Source organism: Bacillus sp. 7705b (assembly GCF_002289525.1).
Classification (GTDB): Bacteria; Bacillota; Bacilli; order Bacillales; family Bacillaceae; genus Bacillus; species Bacillus halotolerans.
On record NZ_NSDH01000067.1, the window covers coordinates 18690 to 37029 of the forward strand.

Below are 18340 nucleotides of genomic sequence, written 5' to 3' on the forward strand. Positions count from 1 at the left end.
CTTTGCCGGCAGGCTGTGTTAATGTAAAAGCCCTCTGCTTTGGTTTAAGTAATCATTCACGTCTTCACGGCCGCTTTGGAAAAGGTGGAGCTGGCCGCCATAGTTCTCAATCCACTGTGTGACGATTTTTTCGGTCATTTTTTCGCCTTGGTAGGCGTGTCCGGCTTTTGCATAGGTTGCTTCAAAGTCGCTCCATAACAATTCCACCCATGTTTTCGCCTGAATGTAGCTGATCATATCGTTTTTTTCCAGAAGCAGATTTGTCAGTTTCTCAATATACGTATTCATTTGGTGGTCTCCTTTCCTTCAGGAAAAAAATTACGCTTTAAAACTTCATGTTCTCCATATACTAACCTTACGTCTTCATCTGGCAAGACGCAACTTTTTGATCTCGAACCTAGGGGGATATGACATGGTCCGCAATAAAGAAAAAGGATTTCCTTACGAAAACGAAAACAAGTTTCAAGGTGAACCGAGAGCAAAGGACGACTATGCTTCAAAGCGTCCTGACGGGTCAATCAACCAGCATCCTCAGGAAAAAATGAGAGCCTCCGGCAAACGATAAAAGAAGAACAGCTGCACATGTGCAGCTGTTTTTTAGCCTTTATTGACTTGATACTCATAGACGCTTTTCTTTTCAGACAGATGCGCAAATGTTGAGAGCACCAGTCCGCACGCGGTCATCAGCGCTCCTCCCGCAAACAGCCAGGAATAAGAGCCGGTTCCGCTTAAAATGATGCCGCCGATCCACGCGCCGAGCGCATTAGCCAGGTTAAATGCAGACACGCTCACAGCTGCGGCGATCGTTGTGCCGGTCTCAGATGAAGAAAGCACCTTTGTTTGCAAAAGAGGCGGTGTGCCAAATGCGCAAGCTCCAAATAAGAAAGTCGCGACAATGGCTGCGGCCGGATAAACGGCGATGTACGGGAATACCGCAAGTACGCCGATCAAACCGATCATGACGCCCATCATGGTCCGGGTCAGCAGAGGAAGCGGCACTTTTCCCGCAAAGAAATTTCCCGCAACCCCTCCCAAACCATAGGCGAAGAGGGCGCCAGTAATGCCGACTGTGCTGAATCCCGCTGAATTTCTTAAAATCGGTTCGATAAATGTATACGCGATAAATACGCCTGAATAGCCTAAAATTGTAATCGCAAAGGAGTACAGCACCTGTTTATGTTTAAATACTCCCCACTCATTCATGAGCATCGGGATGACTTTTGGTTTTCTGTTCGGCACGGTAGCCATCAGGCCTACAAATCCGATCACTCCAAGCACCGTAATGATGGAAAACACGACTCTCCAGTTTAAGACATCACCCAAGTAGGAACCGAATGGAACACCCAGCATCAAAGCCACTGTTAAACCGCCGTTCATAGACGCAGCGGCTGCGGCGCGTTTTTCCGGCGGCACCATTTCACTAGCGAATACCATCGCAATCGCAAAGAAAGCGCCGTGAATGGAAGCCGATAAAATTCTTGAGACCGCCAATACCGCAAAATTCGGTGCCAGGGCGCTCATCAGGTTGGAAAGGATGAAAATCCCCATCAATCCAAGAAGCACCGGCTTTCTCGGGAGCTTGACAGAAACAATCGTGACGAGCGGGCCTGTCACACAGACGCTTGCCGCATAAGCGGTGACAAGGAGTCCCGCAGAGGAAACATGTATATGAAAGTCATCGGCAATCGACGTCAAAATACCCATCACCGCATATTCTGTGTATCCAATTGAAAACGTGCAGATCATTAGAACAAAAATAATTAATTTTACTGATGGATTTTTCATACTCAACGTCATCGCCTCCTTTAATGTGAAAAAACAACGAGTTCCATCTTAAAAGAAATCCAGGGTGAATTCAATCATTTTTTCTCTAAAAATCGCCTTGAGTGTGCTCAAATAAAAAAGAGGCTGATATTCAGCCTCTCGGTTATCCCTGCTTCTTTTGCTGCAATACTGAGATTGGAAGCGCTTCTTCTTGATCGGGAGCCGATGTTCTGTATCCCCAAGCGAAAACGCCATTTAAATAGTTAATGTGAAACTCGTCCTCAGAGCCGTCCACAACATACGTTTCTCCCGGCGTGAAGTCCTCCGGGTTCAGCAAGTATGCCTTTGCCATGGCAATTTTCCGTTCGAGCACTGCCAGTTCATTTATGATTCCAAGCTGTTCCGCTTTTCTTGCTTTTTCAGAAAGTCCTGCGATTTCTGTATTGAGTTCGTGCGTTGTCATTTGACTGTATCGTTTCTCCATTTTCAGCTACTCCTCTTCCTGCAGAAATTGATCGATTAAATCGAGTGAGAATCCTTTTCTGAATAAAAATTGTTTGACCTTCATGGCACATTCATAGGAGCCGTCATAACGGTATTTTCTAAACGCTTTTTCCGCATGAAGACGCAGCGCTTCTTTTTCAGTATCTTCGTCATTTTCGTATTCAATCTGCTCCAGCGCCGCAGAGATGACATCAAATGAGAAGCCTTTGCGCTGCAGCTGCATCTGTGCTCGCTGTTTGATTTCTTTTGAAGAGAGTTTCTTGTCTTTCTTCAGAAGCTTTTCGATATGCTTAACTGCTTTTTCCGTCTGTTCTTCAAAGGAGAAAGAACTCAGTGTATCTTTGATGGTGTCGTCATCAATCCCCTTCGCTTTCAGCTCTCTGAACAAAACGTCAGGCCCTTTTCCGTTTGTTTTTTTGTGGGTGCTCACGTAGGCCGCCGCAAACTCTTGGTCATTTAAATAGTTGTAATCGTTCAGCTTATGAATCACTTCCGCAATGACGGGCGCCGAGGTATCTTTTTTCTTTAAATAGTCTTCTACCTCTTTCGTTGACCGCATTCGATAGGATAAAAAATCAATCGCACGGTTGAAGCCTTTTTTCACTTCATCTCCGTATTGAATCTCAATGATCTCGAGGTCATCAAGTTCTTTTCCCTTTGTAAGCTCAAATTTCACGAGCACATCTGCGTCAACACTGAAAGCATATTTTTCATCCAGAAAAATATTAAAGCGTTCCGTATTCTTCTTTTGCGCTGAAATCTTTGTAATAAATGGCATCTTAATCTCCCTTCTCCGGTCTCAAACGCGTTTTCTATGATCAAAATGAGGTAAAGTATAGGTATCAGAACGATGAGGAGAGATGTTTATGAATATTGCAATGACGGGCGGAACGGGTTTTCTCGGTACGCATCTGACTGGCGTCCTCACCCGCCAGGGACATCATGTTTATATTTTATCAAGAAACGCGCCAAAAACTGAACAAAAAAATATCAGTTATGTCCAATGGCTGACTGAAGAAGCTGCGCCTGAACAAGAACTTCCTCATATTGATGTTTGGGTAAATCTTGCGGGAAAATCAATTTTTGGCCGCTGGAACGAAAAAACGAAGCAGCAAATTCTCTCCAGCCGGATCGATGCAACCCGGGAAGTACGGCGGCTTATTCATAAACAGGCGGAAAAACCGAAGGCGCTTATTCAAGCCAGTGCAGTGGGCATTTACGGCACTAGCCTTGAAAAAACCTTTACAGAAGACTCCCCCACGTCGGACGAGGATTTTCTCAGCCACACTGCACATATGTGGGAACGGGAAGGGCAAAATATAGAAATGATGGGCATTCGAACGGTTTACGCGAGATTTGGCGTGATGCTCGGAGAAAAAGGCGCTCTCCCGCTGATGGTTCTGCCATATAAGCTGCTGGCCGGCGGAACGATCGGGACGGGCAATCAGTGGCTGTCCTGGATTCACGTGGAGGACGCCGCCCAGCTGATTGTATATGCAATCGAAAACGACAGCGTCTCAGGTCCTGTTAATGTGACAGCGCCTAATCCGGTTGAAATGAAGCAGTTCGGAAAAACGATTGCACGGGTGAAACACCGTCCCCACTGGCTCCCCGTTCCAGCATTCTTTTTATCAAAAGCATTGGGAGAAATGAGCCTGCTTATCGTGAAAGGACAGCGCGCTCTGCCGAAAAAAGCAATTACGTCCGGATTCCGTTTTACATATTCAGATCTTGAATTCGCCCTCTCGCAGCTGCTGACGGACCGAAAGGCTGTATAAAAACGGAAGGAAGCGTCAACCTTAAGAATAACATGGTTGAAGGAGGTCCTTTTATGGAAAAGAAGAGGGAGAAGCACCAGCAAGGAGCCAACCTGAAGAAAATGCAGGAAGTTCTTTATTCGAGTGAATTTAAAAAGGCGGAAAAAGCTGCTAAGCGGAAGTAGGGATACATAGCGCCGGAAAGCAGATACTATGTTTGTTTGATATCACTTTTTAGGGGGAATTTGATATGGGCAGAAATCATATCCACAAAAACCGTGATAAAAACAAACAAAAACTTCCTCAGGTTCCCGATGCGTTAAAACGAGAAACTGACGGCGTTTACGAGGAATATTCAAGCGAACTCGCTGATGCGGATGACCGCGAAGCGCAGGAGCGCGCGAAAGCGGCCGACAGCAGAGCGAAAAGCAAAAAACGTTAACGAAAAACCCCTTGTCTCTGCTTGAGACAGGGGGTTTTTTACAGCTCGGTGAACCGTTCCTTTATCGGTGTGCGTTTTTTCACTTCCGGCATTTCATCAGGATAGCCTGTTTGTATGATCGCGGCGAAGCGCTCGTTATCCTGTAAACCGAAGGCTTGATGCACGTCTTTATCATAGAGGATCTTTCCACTTTTCCAAACCATGCCAATTCCTTTTTCCCAGGCAAGAAGCTGGAGGTTTTGAATCAATGAGCTGGTTGCCGCAAAATCATCATCTCTTGCTCTTTCGTTCTCATCTTCCTGAAATACAACGAGCAGAAATCCCGGCACACGGCTGAGTGTCTTTTTGAAATTTTGGAGTTTTTCTTCCGTCATGTCCGGCTTTGATTTTTTAGAAAATGAAGCAAAGGTTTTAATCAAGCTTGCTTTTCCTGTTTCACTGGAAACGTAAATAAATCTCCAAGGCTCCGTCACTCTGTGATTTGGCGCATATTTTGCCGTTTCTAGCATGTCAAGGATGACAGCCGGAGGTACGGGATCTTGTTTAAATTTACGGATTGATCTTCTGCTGCGTATGATATCCCGCAGTGCTGAATCTTGATTTATCTGTTCGGCTTGAGGCATACCGCTTCACCCTTTCTATCCAATTGAAAATGATTATCAATCATAATCATAACGGAAAGTGCAGCTTTTTGTAAACCGTCAGCCATATTAGATTTCAAGAATCCGAGTTTCTGAGTAAACGGCAGTCCCTGTCATGTTCACTTTGATGTGATCGTTATCTCCATTTATTTCAATTTCCACTCTTCCGTCTTTCCCCATCTCCTGTCCTTGTTCAATGATGAATGTACGCTGCCCGGACCGGCCGTATCGCTGCATGTAAGCTCCCATCACACCGGATGCTGTGCCAGTCACGGGATCTTCTATTGTTCCTGAATACGGCGACGAAAAGTGGCGCCCGTGCAGGTCGCTGTCAGAGTGAATCGTTTCAAAGGTAAACGGATGCACTGAGGCTTTTGGCAGATCAACTAGAACTTCCGGAAATTGTTTGTTATTCGGCACCATTTTTTTAGAGGCTTCTAATGATTTGAGCGGAACGATCGCAGTCCATATGCCTGTACTGCCAAAAACAATTGGAAGGTCCTCATGAAAGTCCTCCGCCGTAATTCCCAATGCGTCCGCGAGCCTTTCCCGGTCGCCCGTAAATGGTTTGAATTTCGGAGCAGCCTGTTCAAGTGTGATATGGATGCGCCCCTCTTTTTCAGAAATGTTTGCTGGCAGGATGCCGGCTTTTGTCTGGATGCTGTACGTTTTACCAATCTCCAGCCTTCCTTTTTCACATAATGCGTATAGGGAAGCGACCGTCGCATGTCCGCATAAATTCATTTCGTGTCCAGGAGTGAAGTAACGGAGTTCAAGATCAGCCGCCTCGCTGTTCCGAATAAAGGAGGTTTCTGAATATCCTGCGATTTCAGCTATTCTCTGCATTTCTTCTTCTGTGTAATGGTCCCCGTTCAATACCACACCCGCTGGGTTTCCTTTGCCGGGATTTTCCGTAAATGCTTCATATTTTAATACCTCTGCTTTCATTCGCCTGCCATCCTTTCTACATCAATGTCTCTGTCAGTATAACAAAATATTAGAGGGAATTTTCAGTCAATATCAAGAACCCATTTTCTTTGCAGAGAAAACGGGTTCTTACAATCAGGAATTTCTTGTTTTATAGAGCAAATAAATAAAATAGGGGGCGCCGATCGCCGCTGTAAAAACGCCTGCCGGGACTTCGACCGGGGCAAATAAGGTTCTGCCGATGATGTCTGCTCCTAATACGAGCAGAGCCCCGATCAGTGCAGATGTCGGGAGCAGCGCACCGTAAGACGAGCCGACGAGACGCCTTGCGATGTGCGGCGCCATCAGACCGACAAAACCAATCGTTCCGGCAACCGAAACCGCACAGCCCGTAAGAGCCGTACTCAGCAGCAGGAGGAAGAACCGGTTTCTTTGCACGGAGCTTCCCGCGCCTGCCGCAATATCTTCACCGAGCATCTGTATATTCATATTTTTAAGACAGATAAAACAAATGAATAAGAGAATGACAGACAGCAACACGGCTATTTTTACATGCTGCCAGTTAGATCCGTAGACCGAACCTGTTATATATACATTGGCTTGGGACGCCCTGTAGATCGGTCCTTTGATCATGAGCAATGTGGTCATCGCTTGTGCAGACATTGAAAATCCGATTCCGATCAGCACCAGCCGAAACGTGGAGGCGCCATTTTTGTATGCGAGTAAATAAACGATAAGTCCAACAACTGATGCCCCGATAAATGCGGCAGCCGGAAGCCATGACAGACTGATCGTCAGTGAATCGCTTTGGTCTGAGAAGAACATCATGACAAGCACCACAGCCACAGCCGCTCCGCCCGTGATTCCGATAATATCTGGGGATGCGAGAGGGTTTCTGACCAGCCCCTGCAAAATTGCGCCTGCCGCAGCCAAGCAAACGCCGGCGCATACAGCTGTCAAAATTCTTGGCATGCGGAACGACATCACCATCATTTCATCGAGCTTTGAACCTGCACCGAAAAATGTTTTGGCCACATCCCAAGGAGGAATGAACCGCTGTCCGAGACCGGCGCTTATGATGAACACGGCCGCTGTTAAACCGAGTAAAACAAAAAAGACAATCCATGCTTTCTTTTCAGCCGCTGTAAAGCCAAAACGAAGTTTCATAGATTCGCCCCCCTTCTTGCGATGTAAACAAACACAGGCATGCCGATAATCGCCGTCATAACCCCGACAGGAACTTCCTGAGGCATAATGATATATCGTGCCCCGATGTCCGCGGCAACAAGTAAAATCGCACCCAACACAGCGGAAAACGGCAGAACCCAGCGATAATCATTGCCGATGATAAAGCGGGCAAAGTGCGGGATGATGATGCCGATAAAGGAAATCGGCCCGGCAATGGCGACAGCCGAACCGGCAAGCAGGACAATGCATAGTGCCATAGCGAATTTCAGCAGTCCCGTTTTTTGACCAAGTCCTTTGGCAACATCTTCTCCCATGACAAGAAGATTAATTTTTCGGCCGAGGAAACAGCTGATCAAAAGCGCCGCCGCGGCATATGGAAGCATTGTCATCAGCAAATCGAGACTCCTGCCCTGCACAGAGCCCGTCAGCCAAAATAGCACCTGAGCCAGCTCGAGTTCATTGACGGAAAGCATGCCTTGTGTCAGCGAAGAAAACATTGCCGCCATGGCTGCTCCAGCCAGCGTCAATTTGATCGGCGTGAGCCCTTCCCTTCCAAGCGAACCTGCGGCATAGACAATCGCGGCGGTAAAGGAAGCACCGAGAAACGAGCTCCATACAAGCGCTTGGGGTGATTGAATATGCAGAAAAAATGATCCGGCAACAATAAAAAAGCCGGCCCCTGCGTTGATTCCGAAAATCCCTGGTGATGCTAGCGGGTTTTTTGTCAGCGCCTGCATCAGAGCGCCGGCAGCCGCAAGGGAAGCGCCGACGACCGTGGCAACCAAGGCGCGCGGGAGCCTGACGTCTTTAATGATGACTTGCTCATTTGATCCGTTAAAAGATGTAAACGCTTGATAGACCTGTCCCCATGACGTACCGGTATAGCCGTATATGACACTTGCGCAGACAGCCGCCAGCAAAACGAAAAGCAGACATAATAACAAAATCCATTTCGAATAAGCCTTTTTGAAGATCATCATCCAATTCTCCTAGTGATTTACTATGTAACATTCTTCATCATGACTGCAGTAAATTGATTGTTTTTGAGAATCATCCTCAATTAATGATTGACACTCTCACCACTGCTTATTATGATCTAAATGATAATGAATTTCAATATTGGGAGGAAAAAGATGAAAAAGCATATCAGCATGCTATTTGTATTACTTATGGCCGTTATGATGCTTTCTGCCTGTAATAGTTCAGAAAGTTCAAGTAACAGCGAGGGGTCAAGCAGCAAAACAAGAACGGTTAAACATGCAATGGGGACATCAGACAACATTCCAGCCCATCCAAAACGGATTGTCGTCTTAACAAATGAAGGAACAGAGGCGCTTTTAGCGCTTGGCATTAAACCTGTCGGGGCCGTGAAGTCATGGAAGGGCGACCCGTGGTATGACTACCTGAAAGACGATATGGAGAGTGTTAAAAACGTCGGGCTAGAAACTGAACCGAATGTGGAAGCCATCGCGGAATTAAAGCCTGATTTGATTATTGGAAATAAAGTGCGCCAAGAAAAGATTTATGATCAGTTAAATGCGATTGCGCCGACGGTTTTCGCTGAATCTTTAGCCGGGAACTGGAAGGATAACCTGACTCTTTATGCCGACGCGGTGAATAAGGCGGACAAAGGCAAAGAAGTCATTGCTGATTTTGATAAGCGCGTTGCCGATATGAAAGATAAGCTTGGCGATCAGACAAACAAAACCGTGTCTGTTGTACGCTTTTTGTCCGGCGAGTCGAGAATCTATTATAAGGATTCATTCTCTGGCATTATTTTAGACCAGCTTGGTTTTAAACGTCCTGAAAAGCAAGTTGAGCTATTCAAGAAACAAAAGGACCAATTCACGTTCTCAACAGACAGCAAAGAATCCATTCCTGATATGGATGGCGATGTGCTTTTTTATTTCACTTATAAAGCCGATAATGCAAAAGATAATGAGAAATGGGCCAATCAGTGGACGAGCAGTTCACTATGGAAAAACCTCAAGGCTGTGAAATCAGGGAACGCCCATGAGGTCGATGACGTCGTGTGGACAACCGCAGGCGGAATCAAAGCCGCAAACTATCTGCTTGACGATATTGAAACGTATTTCTTAAAGTCTAAATAAAAAAAAGAACTCCGTCTGTTTAGACGGAGTCTTTTTTGCTTTTGCCGATCAGACGCGTGACGAGGAACATGGTGACAGAAAGAGATCTGTTTTTCCGATACGCCAAGTATTTTCCGCGCCATTCGGGTTTGTATTTTTCTTTAAATGCTCGGAGCCCGCTGAAGCTGTACATGTACCGAACATTATTAAAAATGACAGCCGCGAAGCGCTCTGACCAGAAGGATGTAAAGGCCGTGCCGACATTGGCCAAGGGCGCCATGCCCATGTTAAATGACGTGCACCCCTCCTCCTTCGCCCATAAAAACATGCGGATGAACAATGCATCCATAATACCGTTCGGGGCGTCGCTGCGATAGCGCATCAGATCGACCGAGATTTCGCCTTCCTGATACATCGGCATGATATTGGCGAAAGCTACAATGTCCCCTTCGGCATTTTTCATATAGGCGATCGGTGCTCTCTGTAAATATGACGGGTCAAAGAACCCGAGCGAAAAGCCCTTCTCCTTTTTCGAGCCGAGCCATTCATCGGAGATTTGTTTGAGCTCTTCAAAAAACTGATCTGAAAATGGAGGATGATCAACATGGAAAGTATATTCCTCCCGTTCAAACCGGTTATTGATTGCCCGCAGGCCGGCTTTTTTCTTCCCTGATATGGTAAACGTGTTTAAGTCCACATAGGCTTCCTCGCCAAGTTTAAAAAAGTTATACCCAAAATCATGGTACAGCGCCATGTCCTCTCGTTCGATTTGATAGAACAGAACACTGAAGCCCTTTTGATGTGCTTCGTTCAGAAATTCTTCCAGCACGAGCGGGAACGATTCTCTTTGGCCTGACGGATCGCCGAGCACGACCAGCCGTCTGGCGATTTTTCCAAACAGAAGCAGGGCATTTCCGTCACTTGAAAAATAAAACCGCTTATCTTCGAGAAAGCCAAGATGGCTCAGCGCGTTGCCGCCTTTTTCATTCAAAAACTCAGCAAGACGTTCTGGATCAGCTTTTTCCCCAATTGGTTTGGTTTTCTTATGGTACACCACTGTAAAAATAAAGAAGAACAGCGGAACGGCGATGACTGCCATGATGGTCGCATGTGTAATATGGGAAGTGCTGTGGACGAAATATTCGTGGCGCAGCACCTTTTTCATCCGATCCCAGATGAAGCTTGCGATAAGGTTATAGTTAAACAGTGCCACAGTAAACAGGGCCGCAGCGAAAATCATTTGCCCTAGTGTATAGGAAGCCTGTTCTCTGACAAATTGTTTTTTCAGCAGCACAAGCAAGACGATGATAATCGGCAATATGAATATTGCACTGATATTGAGCCCTTTTAAAAAGCTGAAAACAAATCCGCCGACAAGTGCTGTAATCGCCATTGTATAGGACCGTTTTGTCCGTTTATAAAGCTCGATCGGCAATATCAGCAAAATGAGCGCTGAGCTTAAGGACAGCCCGTTGAACAGCAAAAGGACCGGACGGGGAATGTGCGGAATGACTGTCAGCCTATCAATCGGCAGTGACACCGACGCAAGGACAATGAGACCGGCTACGAACACAATAAGTGAAAGCGATCCCTGTAAAATCCTCACTAACATGGCCCGCTGTACGACAAGCAGCACGTTTGTCGTTTCGATAGCCGGTGCGATGCGCGGGTTCGTTTCGAGCCGTTTCATTGTATTTTCGGTCAGGTCGCCGGCAGCAAAGAACAGCCCCAAAACGAACGGGATAAATGAATAGACAAGCCGGTACAGCACAATCGACGTCACAATGGCTTCCTGATGGTAGCCAAGCTGCTCCATTCCGAGCAAAAACAAAAGGTCAAACGAGCCGAAGCCGCCTGGAACAAGACTGATCATGCCTCCGATTGCCGCAATCACAAATACCCCGAACACATACCTGATGTCAGCATGAATTCCCATGGCGAGCAGAGACAGATAGATCACGATTCCAGCCATAAGCCATTCTGCTACGGAAGCGCCCATATAAGCGAAAATCGGATTTTTCACTTTATCCTCATTTTCTTCGTCTCCGGCTTTGCGGCCTTTTATTTTGGCCACCGCCAAGGATAACGGCAAAATCAGCGCGAAACCGATAACGACTGCCCACAGCCAAGGCTTTTCATGGATCACTTCATCCACTGGCAGCACCCGCGCTGCGACGAAAATGCTGAAAACAGATAGCCCGAGCAGCATAGATGACGTTAGCCAGGCGATTCCTTTCACGAGCGCCTTATGGTCTTTCGTATGCTCCTTATAGAACATCATTCTTAACCCGACACCGGCTAAACCGCCGAACCCGAGCACATTATTAAATGAATTGGCAATCCAGGATACTCTGAACACCTTTCCGTTTGTGATCGAAAGGCGCAGCGAATATTTAAGAACGTAATCATAGAGTGACATGGCCGCAACAGCAAGCAGGCCGATGAGCACAAGAATGAATAAGTCGGTCCGCTCCAGCCCGTTGATCACCATAAGCGTTCGTTTGAATGACAGGTTTGTCAATTCTTTTTTCGACTGATAAAACACAAATAGTAAAACAGCAACAGGAAAAACGATTTTTAAAATTGATAAAGCATTCTTTTTAATCAGCAATGGTCTCTCCAATCATATACAGTTCGATATTTCTTTCCCCAATAATCTCCAACTCATTATACACTACCGCTATTTTTCGGACAAAGTCCCATCTGCGGTTTATGCTGACTTTCTTTCAGCAGTTAAAATCGAGTAATATGGTAAGAGGAGCGAATGATGAGGAAGTGATCAAATGGAATATAACTTACATGATACAACAGTATTAAACGAAAATATTCTTTCATCTGAGGAACGTGAAATTTGGGTGCTTTATATGAAAGTCTTAACATCTGCCGGGCTCGGTGATGTGTCTGAGTGGATGAAGCTGGATATGAGCATGCCGCAAATGAAAGTGCTGATGCTTTTAAACAATCACGGAACGCTGAAGGTCAGTGATATTGCAGAGAAAATGGGAGCTTCCCTATCAAATACAACCGGGCTGCTAGACCGCCTTGAGAAATCCGGCTTTGTTAAACGATCACACTCTGAAGAGGACCGCCGTTCAGTGGTTGTCCATTTAACGGAGGATGCGAAAAATATTTTTCGCGGGCTTTATCAAAAGGGCCATATGAAATTGAAGCGTTCCTTGGAAATGCTGTCTCCTGATGAAAAGCAAGCTGTTTCCAAAGGGCTTTCTGTTCTTTCCAGAGCGCTGGAGCAGGCTAAAAAAGAATAATGTCAGCGAAGTCTGTCCTCACGCAAACTGCGGAGGCAGACTTTTTTTATTTGACATTTAGTTCATTTTAAATGAATAATATATTCTGAGTGAAGTAAAAGGAGTGATGAATATGCATAAGGCATTGGCAGATCAAAAAAGCCAAAAGTGGGCGATCAGCCTGTTTACCATCGGTGTGTTTATGGCTGCGCTGGATAACGGGATCATCTCCGCTGCGCTGACCACGATAAACGAATCGTTTGCCGTTTCTCCGTCTTGGGGTTCATGGGGCATTACGCTTTATACGCTCGGTCTCAGCGTCAGTGTGCCGATCGTCGGAAAGCTTTCCGACCGCTACGGCAGAAAAAAGCTGTTTCTTATTGAAGTCGGCCTTTTCGGGCTTGGTTCTTTGCTTGTCGCTTTAAGCCAAAGCTTTCCGCTATTTCTTATCTCACGGCTGATTCAGGCGCTTGGAGGCGGCGGGATTTTCATCATCGGAAGTTCTCACGTCCTTGCTACACTTCCAAAGGAAAAGCAAGGGAAGGCCCTTGGTTTGCTAGGGGCGATGAACGGGATGGCTGCTGTGCTCGGACCCAATATCGGAAGCTTTCTGCTTGATTGGACCGGGTCATGGCATTGGCTGTTTTTGATTAACCTGCCGATTGCAGTGCTGCTGGTTGTTTTCGGTGCATTTTTTATTGTGGAAACCAAAGCGCCGGAGGCCAAACGTCTCGACACGGCCGGAATTTTTCTTCTGTCCTTGTCAATTTTGGCTGTAATGTACGGCATGACAAACCTTGACGGGGCAAATCTCTTAAAAAGCCTGGGAGATCCTGAGGTTTATGGATGTATTGTTTTCGGTATTTTTTGTTTTGCGGCGCTCGTATGGTTTGAGAAGCGGATGGAAATGCGCGGGGGCGATCCCATTCTGGCGTATTCTTTACTTCGGAATCACATGTTTCAGCGAACGCTTATCATCGGTTTATTATCCGGGGGCCTGTTGGCGGCGGTTATTTTTATTCCGTCATATGTTGAGCAATATTTAGGCGTTCCTGCCGCAAAAGCGGGCTATTGGATGACACCTCTTGCCTTAGCTTCCGGAATCGGCGCTTGGCTTGGCGGAGCGCTCACCGACAAAAAAGGACCGGTGAAAACTGTTGTGCTTTCAGGAATCATTTCATGTGCGGGATTTGCTTTATTTCCGCTTTGGGTGACGGAAAAATGGGAGTTTGTCATTGCAAGCGTGGCGGCCGGCATCGGTTTTGGCTTTCTGCTAGGCGCTCCGCTGAATGTTCTTGTATCAGAAGCAGCTAAAGCGAATAAGGGCACGGCGCTCGGCACGCTTTCATTAGTAAGGCAAATCGGACTGACATTGGCGCCTACTCTTTATGCAGGTTTTATCACAGCAGGGTTTGACCAAATCGGCGATGAAATCAGCAGCCGCTTATCGGACAGCGGACAGTCAGGGAAGGCTATGCAGATGATTCCCGAGATCGACAGTTCAGATGTTTCTTCTTTACAAGAACAGATCGAACGCTTTCCTGTGCCTGAAGTCAAAACTGCGATAAGCGATGCCATTCATGCCAGTGTTGCCAGCGGCTATGATCATTTATATGCGGCGGCGGCTGTGATTTCTCTGCTGGTGATTGCAGCAATCAGTCTCCCGGCTTTCCGCCGGCAAAAGCGTTAAGACCACCCCATCCGTTTGGAAAGCTCCGTAATATGAGCGATATGGTGATGTGAGTGCCAAACATACAGCCCGAGCGCGTTCTCTAGGGTAATGATCTCTTTTGTATCGGGATGGTAAAATCCGCGCTGAAATTGCTGATCCGTCAGAGTGCGGAGAAGAGCCGTCCATCTTCCGTGAAGCTCCTGCAAAAGCGCGAGTGAACCGCTCGGCTCCGCTGTTTTGGAGTCTTCAAGCTCCGACCATGCTTTTTCATCATACGGACGGATGGCCGGCGTCTCTTCTGTCAAGCTTAATTTAAAACGGATATAGCTGTTCATATGACTGTCAGCCAGATGATGAACAACTTGCCGGACGGTCCATCCGCCGTCTCGGTACGGTGTATCAAGCTGGCTGTCCGTCATTCCCTCAACGGCTTGCTTCAGCTTAACCGGCACTTCCTCCAGCACTTGAATCCATTCTTCTTTCTGCTCGTTTGATATGAATTTCCTAGGCTTGTACTCTCCTATCGGATAGCTTAGATTGGCTGTTGACATGCACATTTCCCTCCTGAATGCTTTATTCAATCTTTATTATTTTACAAGAAAACGATTGTTTATTGTGTTATTTTCCCATACAATAAAAACGACACTAGTGTCACTTTTATGAGCAGGAGGAGAAAACTATGGGTCAATCATTGTTTTGGAGAAATAAAGGGCTGATGACGCTGTTAGCCTCGCAAACGATTTCTTCCCTTGGCGACTGGCTGCACATTTTGGCCGTCTTAACATTAGCCGCCTTTCAGCTGGATGCTTCTTCACTGGATATGTCTTTTTTAATGATGTCATTTGCACTGCCTGTCATTGTTCTCGGCCCCGTATCGGGTGTGCTTGCAGATCGATTTGACAGAAAAATGATCATGTTTCTGTCTGAAATCGGCCGCACCCTCACCGTTATCAGCTGTGTTTATGTCAGTGAGCTTTGGCAGCTTTACGTATTGCTCAGCCTTCAGAGCTGTTTTTCTTCATTGTTTTCACCTTCTAAAAACGGCAAGCTTAAGGAATTGACATCAGAAGCTTTCCTTCAGCAGGCTGTTTCTATCAGCAGCATCATCGATAACACTGCAAAAATTTTCGGTCCCGCGCTTGGCGGCATAATGGTCGCCGCAGTCTCCATTCATTCCGTTTTCTTCATCAACGCGGGCGCTTTTCTTCTGTCTGCTGTCATTTTGTTTTTGCTTCCGAGAGATGCGTTTCAGCAAACACCCAATACACCTCAAGACAAAACATCAGCACTTGCTTCTATAAAAGAAGGTTTTCTATTTATGAAACAGACACCTCTTCTATTGACGGGCTTGTTCACGGCTTGCTTTGTTCTCTTCATATTGCAGATAGGCGATTCACAGGCTATTATTCTCATCCGCTCTTTTCCCGGTGCGCCGCCCGAACTTGCAGGATGGTGCATGGCCGTAAGCGGGGCCGGTATGCTGCTGACGGCGTCCATTGTAGGAAAAAGGCGAATTTCCTCTTATCTGCTTTATTTCACACTAGGGGCATGTCTGCTTGGAATAGCAACTGGATGTGTGCCATTTCTGGGAGGCCTCGGAATTGTCGGCACAGCACTTTTTATCTTCGCTTTTTTCATCATGGGAGCAGCTTTCGGCCTCGTCCATATCCCGTTTCAAATTCTTGTTCAGACGTCCGTGCCTGTTGATTATAGCGGCAGAGTGTTTGGCGCTATTCAGAGCATGACGACTCTCGCCTCCATTCTCGGCATGGCGGGCGGGGGCGTGCTGGCCGAATTGATCGGCGTATCTCTTGCTTTTCTGATCTGCGGCTGCTTGCTGATTGCGGCCGGATTGACTACACTTATAGGTAAGAAAATGGCAGAAAGCAGGCGATATTTTGTCACCGAAAGTAACAAAGGAGCACAAAGATAAACGGCAAGCGGAGATTTTAGAAGCCGCCAAAACCGTTTTTAAACGAAAAGGATTTGAATTAACGACAATGAAGGACGTTGTGGAGGAATCGGGCTTCAGCAGGGGCGGCGTCTATCTTTATTTTTCCAGTACAGAAGAGATGTTTCGCCGCATCATTGAGGCCGGCCTCGATGAAGGGCTCCGAAAGCTGGATGAATCAGCTGAAAACCGAAGTGTCTGGGATACTATTACCAGCTACCTCGATGGACTGACTGAAGGCCTACGTGGAGCGGCGGATACATTGGCGCCGGTGCAATTTGAATATTTGGTGACTGCTTGGCGCAATGAAGAACGGCGCGAGTATTTGGAGAAGCGTTATGATCTTTTTGTGACAAGGTTTTCGAAGCTTTTGCAAAAAGGAATCGATCAAGGTGAATTTCAGCCGCTGCAGCCTCTGGCGACGATTACTAAGTTTTTTCTTAATGTGAACGATGGCATGATCCAGAACGCGCTTTATTTCAATGAAGATAAAGCTGATGTATCAGGAATGGCTGAAGCAGCTAAACTGTATTTAAAAACAGCATTGCAAGTGAATCAAACATAAAAATCACGGCAGGAACGTTTCTCCTGCCGTGATTTTTCAGCCTGCGTGGTCTCGCACTTCCATTTTTACTTTTCGCTTCTTCGGCTGATAGATTTTCCCTACAAACAAATATCCATATTTAAACTTGTTCAGTGCCCAGGATGTCAGGATCGGGCCCGCTGTGCAGACGGCAAACAGCAAGAAAACGGCCGGCACGGCGGGAATGTCTGGCATATTTAACAGCAAAACATAGCCAATGATCATAAAATAAGCGTGCAGCAGATAAATCGAAAAGGAATAGTTACTGATAAACATAATGATTTTCGGCACCTGCTTTATGTTAGAAAACAGGTGAAAGCACAGGAAAATCATACTTGTTGAATAAAGCATGATGTCAGGCCGCTTTGAGCTGATCATGCCGACCTCTCCGAAATAAGAAACAGCCACAACCAACGCGGCGGACCCGACCGCAGCGCCGTATACCACCCAGCGGTATTGATTCAGCAGCGCTAAAAACCGCTTGTACTCTTTTCCGCAGTAATAAGCGAGACAAAAGTAGAAAAGCCAGCCTGCAAACGGAACCCAGAAGAACGGAAATGAACCGCCTTGTTCAGAAGCGGGTGCCGGACTGACTGCTGAGAAATAGCCCAAATAAGCGGCTGTCACCACAAACGAAACAGACAGCACCCATTTTGGCGATGCTTTTTTCAAATACTCATGAAAGAGCATGTGCAGGATATAAAATTGGAAGATGACAAGAATGAAATATCCGATAAAGTTTCCTAAAAATACGTTTTCCAGATATTTCTGCACAAACGCCAGAAAAGTCAGCTTCCCCCCCATTGCACTGGCCATCAGCAAGGCATCAATGGCTGCGATAAACAAAAAGGGAATAAAAATCACTTTTCCTCTCTTCTTCAAAAACCCCTCCGGCACCCCGTCAGGATAAGAACGCGCCAGCAAAAACTCAGAGATGAAAATGAAAGCAGGCGTGCTGAACATCAGGAGTGTACGCAAAGAATCAACCGTGTGAGAAATATCAGCAAGTGCTTCCGCCTGAAGCATCAGGACCATTGAAATGATATGGAGCAGAACGACACTTAAGCACGAAATGCAGCGGATCACAAAAATTTCTTTGATTTGCATAACAGCGCTCCTTTATTTCAAATTTTTAGAAATCGATGGTTGTACCATAACACACCTGCTTCAATTGAAAAAAGTGCCTGATTTCTTATCTTTCAGTATGCATGAACGACTAAGACCCATAAAGACCCATAACTTTTTGGCATACCGCCCTTAGCCATTTGTCCCGTACAGCCGGTCTGCTATGCTTGACGCGCGGGAACAGTATCCTGTTCACTTTTTTGATTCCGCAAAATTGCAAAATCCGCGATTTGCCTCGGCATCCATGAGTGAAATTACCAAAAAAGCTGGCGTTGCGGATAAGACAATTTGTCTCGAAGACGGTGGCTCCCGCATTTGCGAAAACCTTCAGCAATGAAGTGTTCATTCGGGAAGTGCTGAATAACTGTATTAGAACTTACAAAAAGGTCCGTGTTCGTTCTGACTTTCTGCTCTTTTCAACCTGTCAGAAAACAAAAAACCTGCTGTAACC

At 46.3% G+C, this 18340-nt stretch carries 20 protein-coding genes; 9 read left to right on the forward strand and 11 right to left on the reverse strand.

Annotation, left to right across the window (positions count from 1 at the left end):
• Positions 1 to 18: 18 nt before the first annotated feature.
• On the reverse strand, positions 19 to 288 hold the full coding sequence (locus CJU60_RS20630) for a YfhJ family protein (protein ID WP_024120650.1): 270 nt from the start codon (positions 286 to 288) through the stop codon (positions 19 to 21).
• 124 nt (positions 289 to 412) lie between these two features.
• On the opposite strand from CJU60_RS20630, the gene CJU60_RS20635 reads away from it, so the two are divergent.
• Complete coding sequence (locus CJU60_RS20635) at positions 413 to 565, forward strand: small, acid-soluble spore protein K (protein ID WP_010333452.1); 153 nt, start codon at positions 413 to 415, stop codon at positions 563 to 565.
• A 32-nt stretch (positions 566 to 597) separates the two neighbouring features.
• On the opposite strand, the gene CJU60_RS20640 is transcribed toward CJU60_RS20635, so the two are convergent.
• From CJU60_RS20640 to recX, 3 genes are all read right to left on the reverse strand, one after another.
• Complete coding sequence (locus tag CJU60_RS20640; RefSeq protein ID WP_095714803.1) at positions 598 to 1791, reverse strand: MFS transporter; 1194 nt, start codon at positions 1789 to 1791, stop codon at positions 598 to 600.
• 136 nt (positions 1792 to 1927) lie between these two features.
• Positions 1928 to 2248, reverse strand: coding sequence for a YfhH family protein (locus tag CJU60_RS20645; protein WP_095714804.1), 321 nt, complete (start codon positions 2246 to 2248; stop codon positions 1928 to 1930).
• A gap of 6 nt (positions 2249 to 2254) precedes the next feature.
• Complete coding sequence (recX, locus tag CJU60_RS20650; RefSeq protein ID WP_095714805.1) at positions 2255 to 3046, reverse strand: recombination regulator RecX; 792 nt, start codon at positions 3044 to 3046, stop codon at positions 2255 to 2257.
• 88 nt (positions 3047 to 3134) lie between these two features.
• Between recX and CJU60_RS20655 the strand changes: the two genes are divergently transcribed.
• From CJU60_RS20655 to CJU60_RS20665, 3 genes are all read left to right on the forward strand, one after another.
• A complete protein-coding gene (locus tag CJU60_RS20655) occupies positions 3135 to 4046 on the forward strand; it encodes a TIGR01777 family oxidoreductase (protein ID WP_095714806.1) in 912 nt (303 codons plus the stop codon).
• Positions 4047 to 4099: 53 nt separating this feature from the next.
• Positions 4100 to 4210 carry a YfhE family protein gene (locus CJU60_RS20660; protein ID WP_010333447.1) on the forward strand — a complete coding sequence of 37 codons (111 nt, stop codon included), beginning with the start codon at positions 4100 to 4102 and terminating at the stop codon, positions 4208 to 4210.
• A 65-nt stretch (positions 4211 to 4275) separates the two neighbouring features.
• Positions 4276 to 4467 carry a YfhD family protein gene (locus tag CJU60_RS20665; protein WP_044163723.1) on the forward strand — a complete coding sequence of 64 codons (192 nt, stop codon included), beginning with the start codon at positions 4276 to 4278 and terminating at the stop codon, positions 4465 to 4467.
• 38 nt (positions 4468 to 4505) lie between these two features.
• Here the strand turns inward: CJU60_RS20665 and CJU60_RS20670 are convergent, their stop codons facing one another.
• The 4 genes from CJU60_RS20670 to CJU60_RS20685 form a co-directional block, all read right to left on the reverse strand.
• On the reverse strand, positions 4506 to 5090 hold the full coding sequence (locus CJU60_RS20670; protein WP_024120644.1) for a nitroreductase family protein: 585 nt from the start codon (positions 5088 to 5090) through the stop codon (positions 4506 to 4508).
• Between the two features lie 87 nt (positions 5091 to 5177).
• Entirely contained in the window at positions 5178 to 6056 is an 879-nt protein-coding gene (locus tag CJU60_RS20675) for a PhzF family phenazine biosynthesis isomerase (protein WP_095714807.1), read from the reverse strand.
• 114 nt (positions 6057 to 6170) lie between these two features.
• Positions 6171 to 7202, reverse strand: a complete 1032-nt coding sequence (locus tag CJU60_RS20680) for a FecCD family ABC transporter permease (protein ID WP_095714808.1) — start codon at positions 7200 to 7202, stop codon at positions 6171 to 6173.
• The gene (locus tag CJU60_RS20685; RefSeq protein WP_095714809.1) at positions 7199 to 8200 is read right to left on the reverse strand and encodes a FecCD family ABC transporter permease; all 1002 of its coding nucleotides are present in this window, start codon (positions 8198 to 8200) and stop codon (positions 7199 to 7201) included. Before CJU60_RS20685 ends, CJU60_RS20680 begins: the two co-directional genes overlap by 4 nt.
• A 156-nt stretch (positions 8201 to 8356) precedes the next feature.
• Here CJU60_RS20685 and CJU60_RS20690 point away from each other — a divergent pair, with 156 nt between their 5' ends.
• Entirely contained in the window at positions 8357 to 9334 is a 978-nt protein-coding gene (locus tag CJU60_RS20690; RefSeq protein ID WP_095714810.1) for an ABC transporter substrate-binding protein, read from the forward strand.
• Between the two features lie 19 nt (positions 9335 to 9353).
• On the opposite strand, the gene mprF is transcribed toward CJU60_RS20690, so the two are convergent.
• A complete protein-coding gene (gene mprF, locus CJU60_RS20695; RefSeq protein WP_095714811.1) occupies positions 9354 to 11924 on the reverse strand; it encodes a bifunctional lysylphosphatidylglycerol flippase/synthetase MprF in 2571 nt (856 codons plus the stop codon).
• Positions 11925 to 12096: 172 nt separating this feature from the next.
• Between mprF and CJU60_RS20700 the strand changes: the two genes are divergently transcribed.
• The gene (locus CJU60_RS20700) at positions 12097 to 12579 is read left to right on the forward strand and encodes a MarR family transcriptional regulator (RefSeq protein WP_095714812.1); all 483 of its coding nucleotides are present in this window, start codon (positions 12097 to 12099) and stop codon (positions 12577 to 12579) included.
• Between the two features lie 112 nt (positions 12580 to 12691).
• Positions 12692 to 14248, forward strand: coding sequence for an MFS transporter (locus CJU60_RS20705; protein ID WP_095714813.1), 1557 nt, complete (start codon positions 12692 to 12694; stop codon positions 14246 to 14248).
• On the opposite strand, the gene bstA is transcribed toward CJU60_RS20705, so the two are convergent.
• Positions 14245 to 14781 carry a bacillithiol transferase BstA gene (gene bstA / locus CJU60_RS20710; RefSeq protein ID WP_095714814.1) on the reverse strand — a complete coding sequence of 179 codons (537 nt, stop codon included), beginning with the start codon at positions 14779 to 14781 and terminating at the stop codon, positions 14245 to 14247. The two genes, CJU60_RS20705 and bstA, sit on opposite strands and share 4 nt — an antisense overlap.
• Before the next feature lie 128 nt (positions 14782 to 14909).
• On the opposite strand from bstA, the gene CJU60_RS20715 reads away from it, so the two are divergent.
• Together CJU60_RS20715 and CJU60_RS20720 are read left to right on the forward strand one after the other, a co-directional pair.
• On the forward strand, positions 14910 to 16163 hold the full coding sequence (locus tag CJU60_RS20715) for an MFS transporter (RefSeq protein WP_095714815.1): 1254 nt from the start codon (positions 14910 to 14912) through the stop codon (positions 16161 to 16163).
• Positions 16129 to 16746, forward strand: coding sequence for a TetR/AcrR family transcriptional regulator (locus CJU60_RS20720; RefSeq protein WP_095714816.1), 618 nt, complete (start codon positions 16129 to 16131; stop codon positions 16744 to 16746). The genes CJU60_RS20715 and CJU60_RS20720 overlap by 35 nt, the downstream gene beginning before the upstream one ends.
• Before the next feature lie 36 nt (positions 16747 to 16782).
• Here CJU60_RS20720 and CJU60_RS20725 read toward each other — a convergent pair whose 3' ends face one another.
• The gene (locus CJU60_RS20725) at positions 16783 to 17871 is read right to left on the reverse strand and encodes an acyltransferase family protein (RefSeq protein ID WP_095714817.1); all 1089 of its coding nucleotides are present in this window, start codon (positions 17869 to 17871) and stop codon (positions 16783 to 16785) included.
• Between the last annotated feature and the right edge of the window lie 469 nt (positions 17872 to 18340).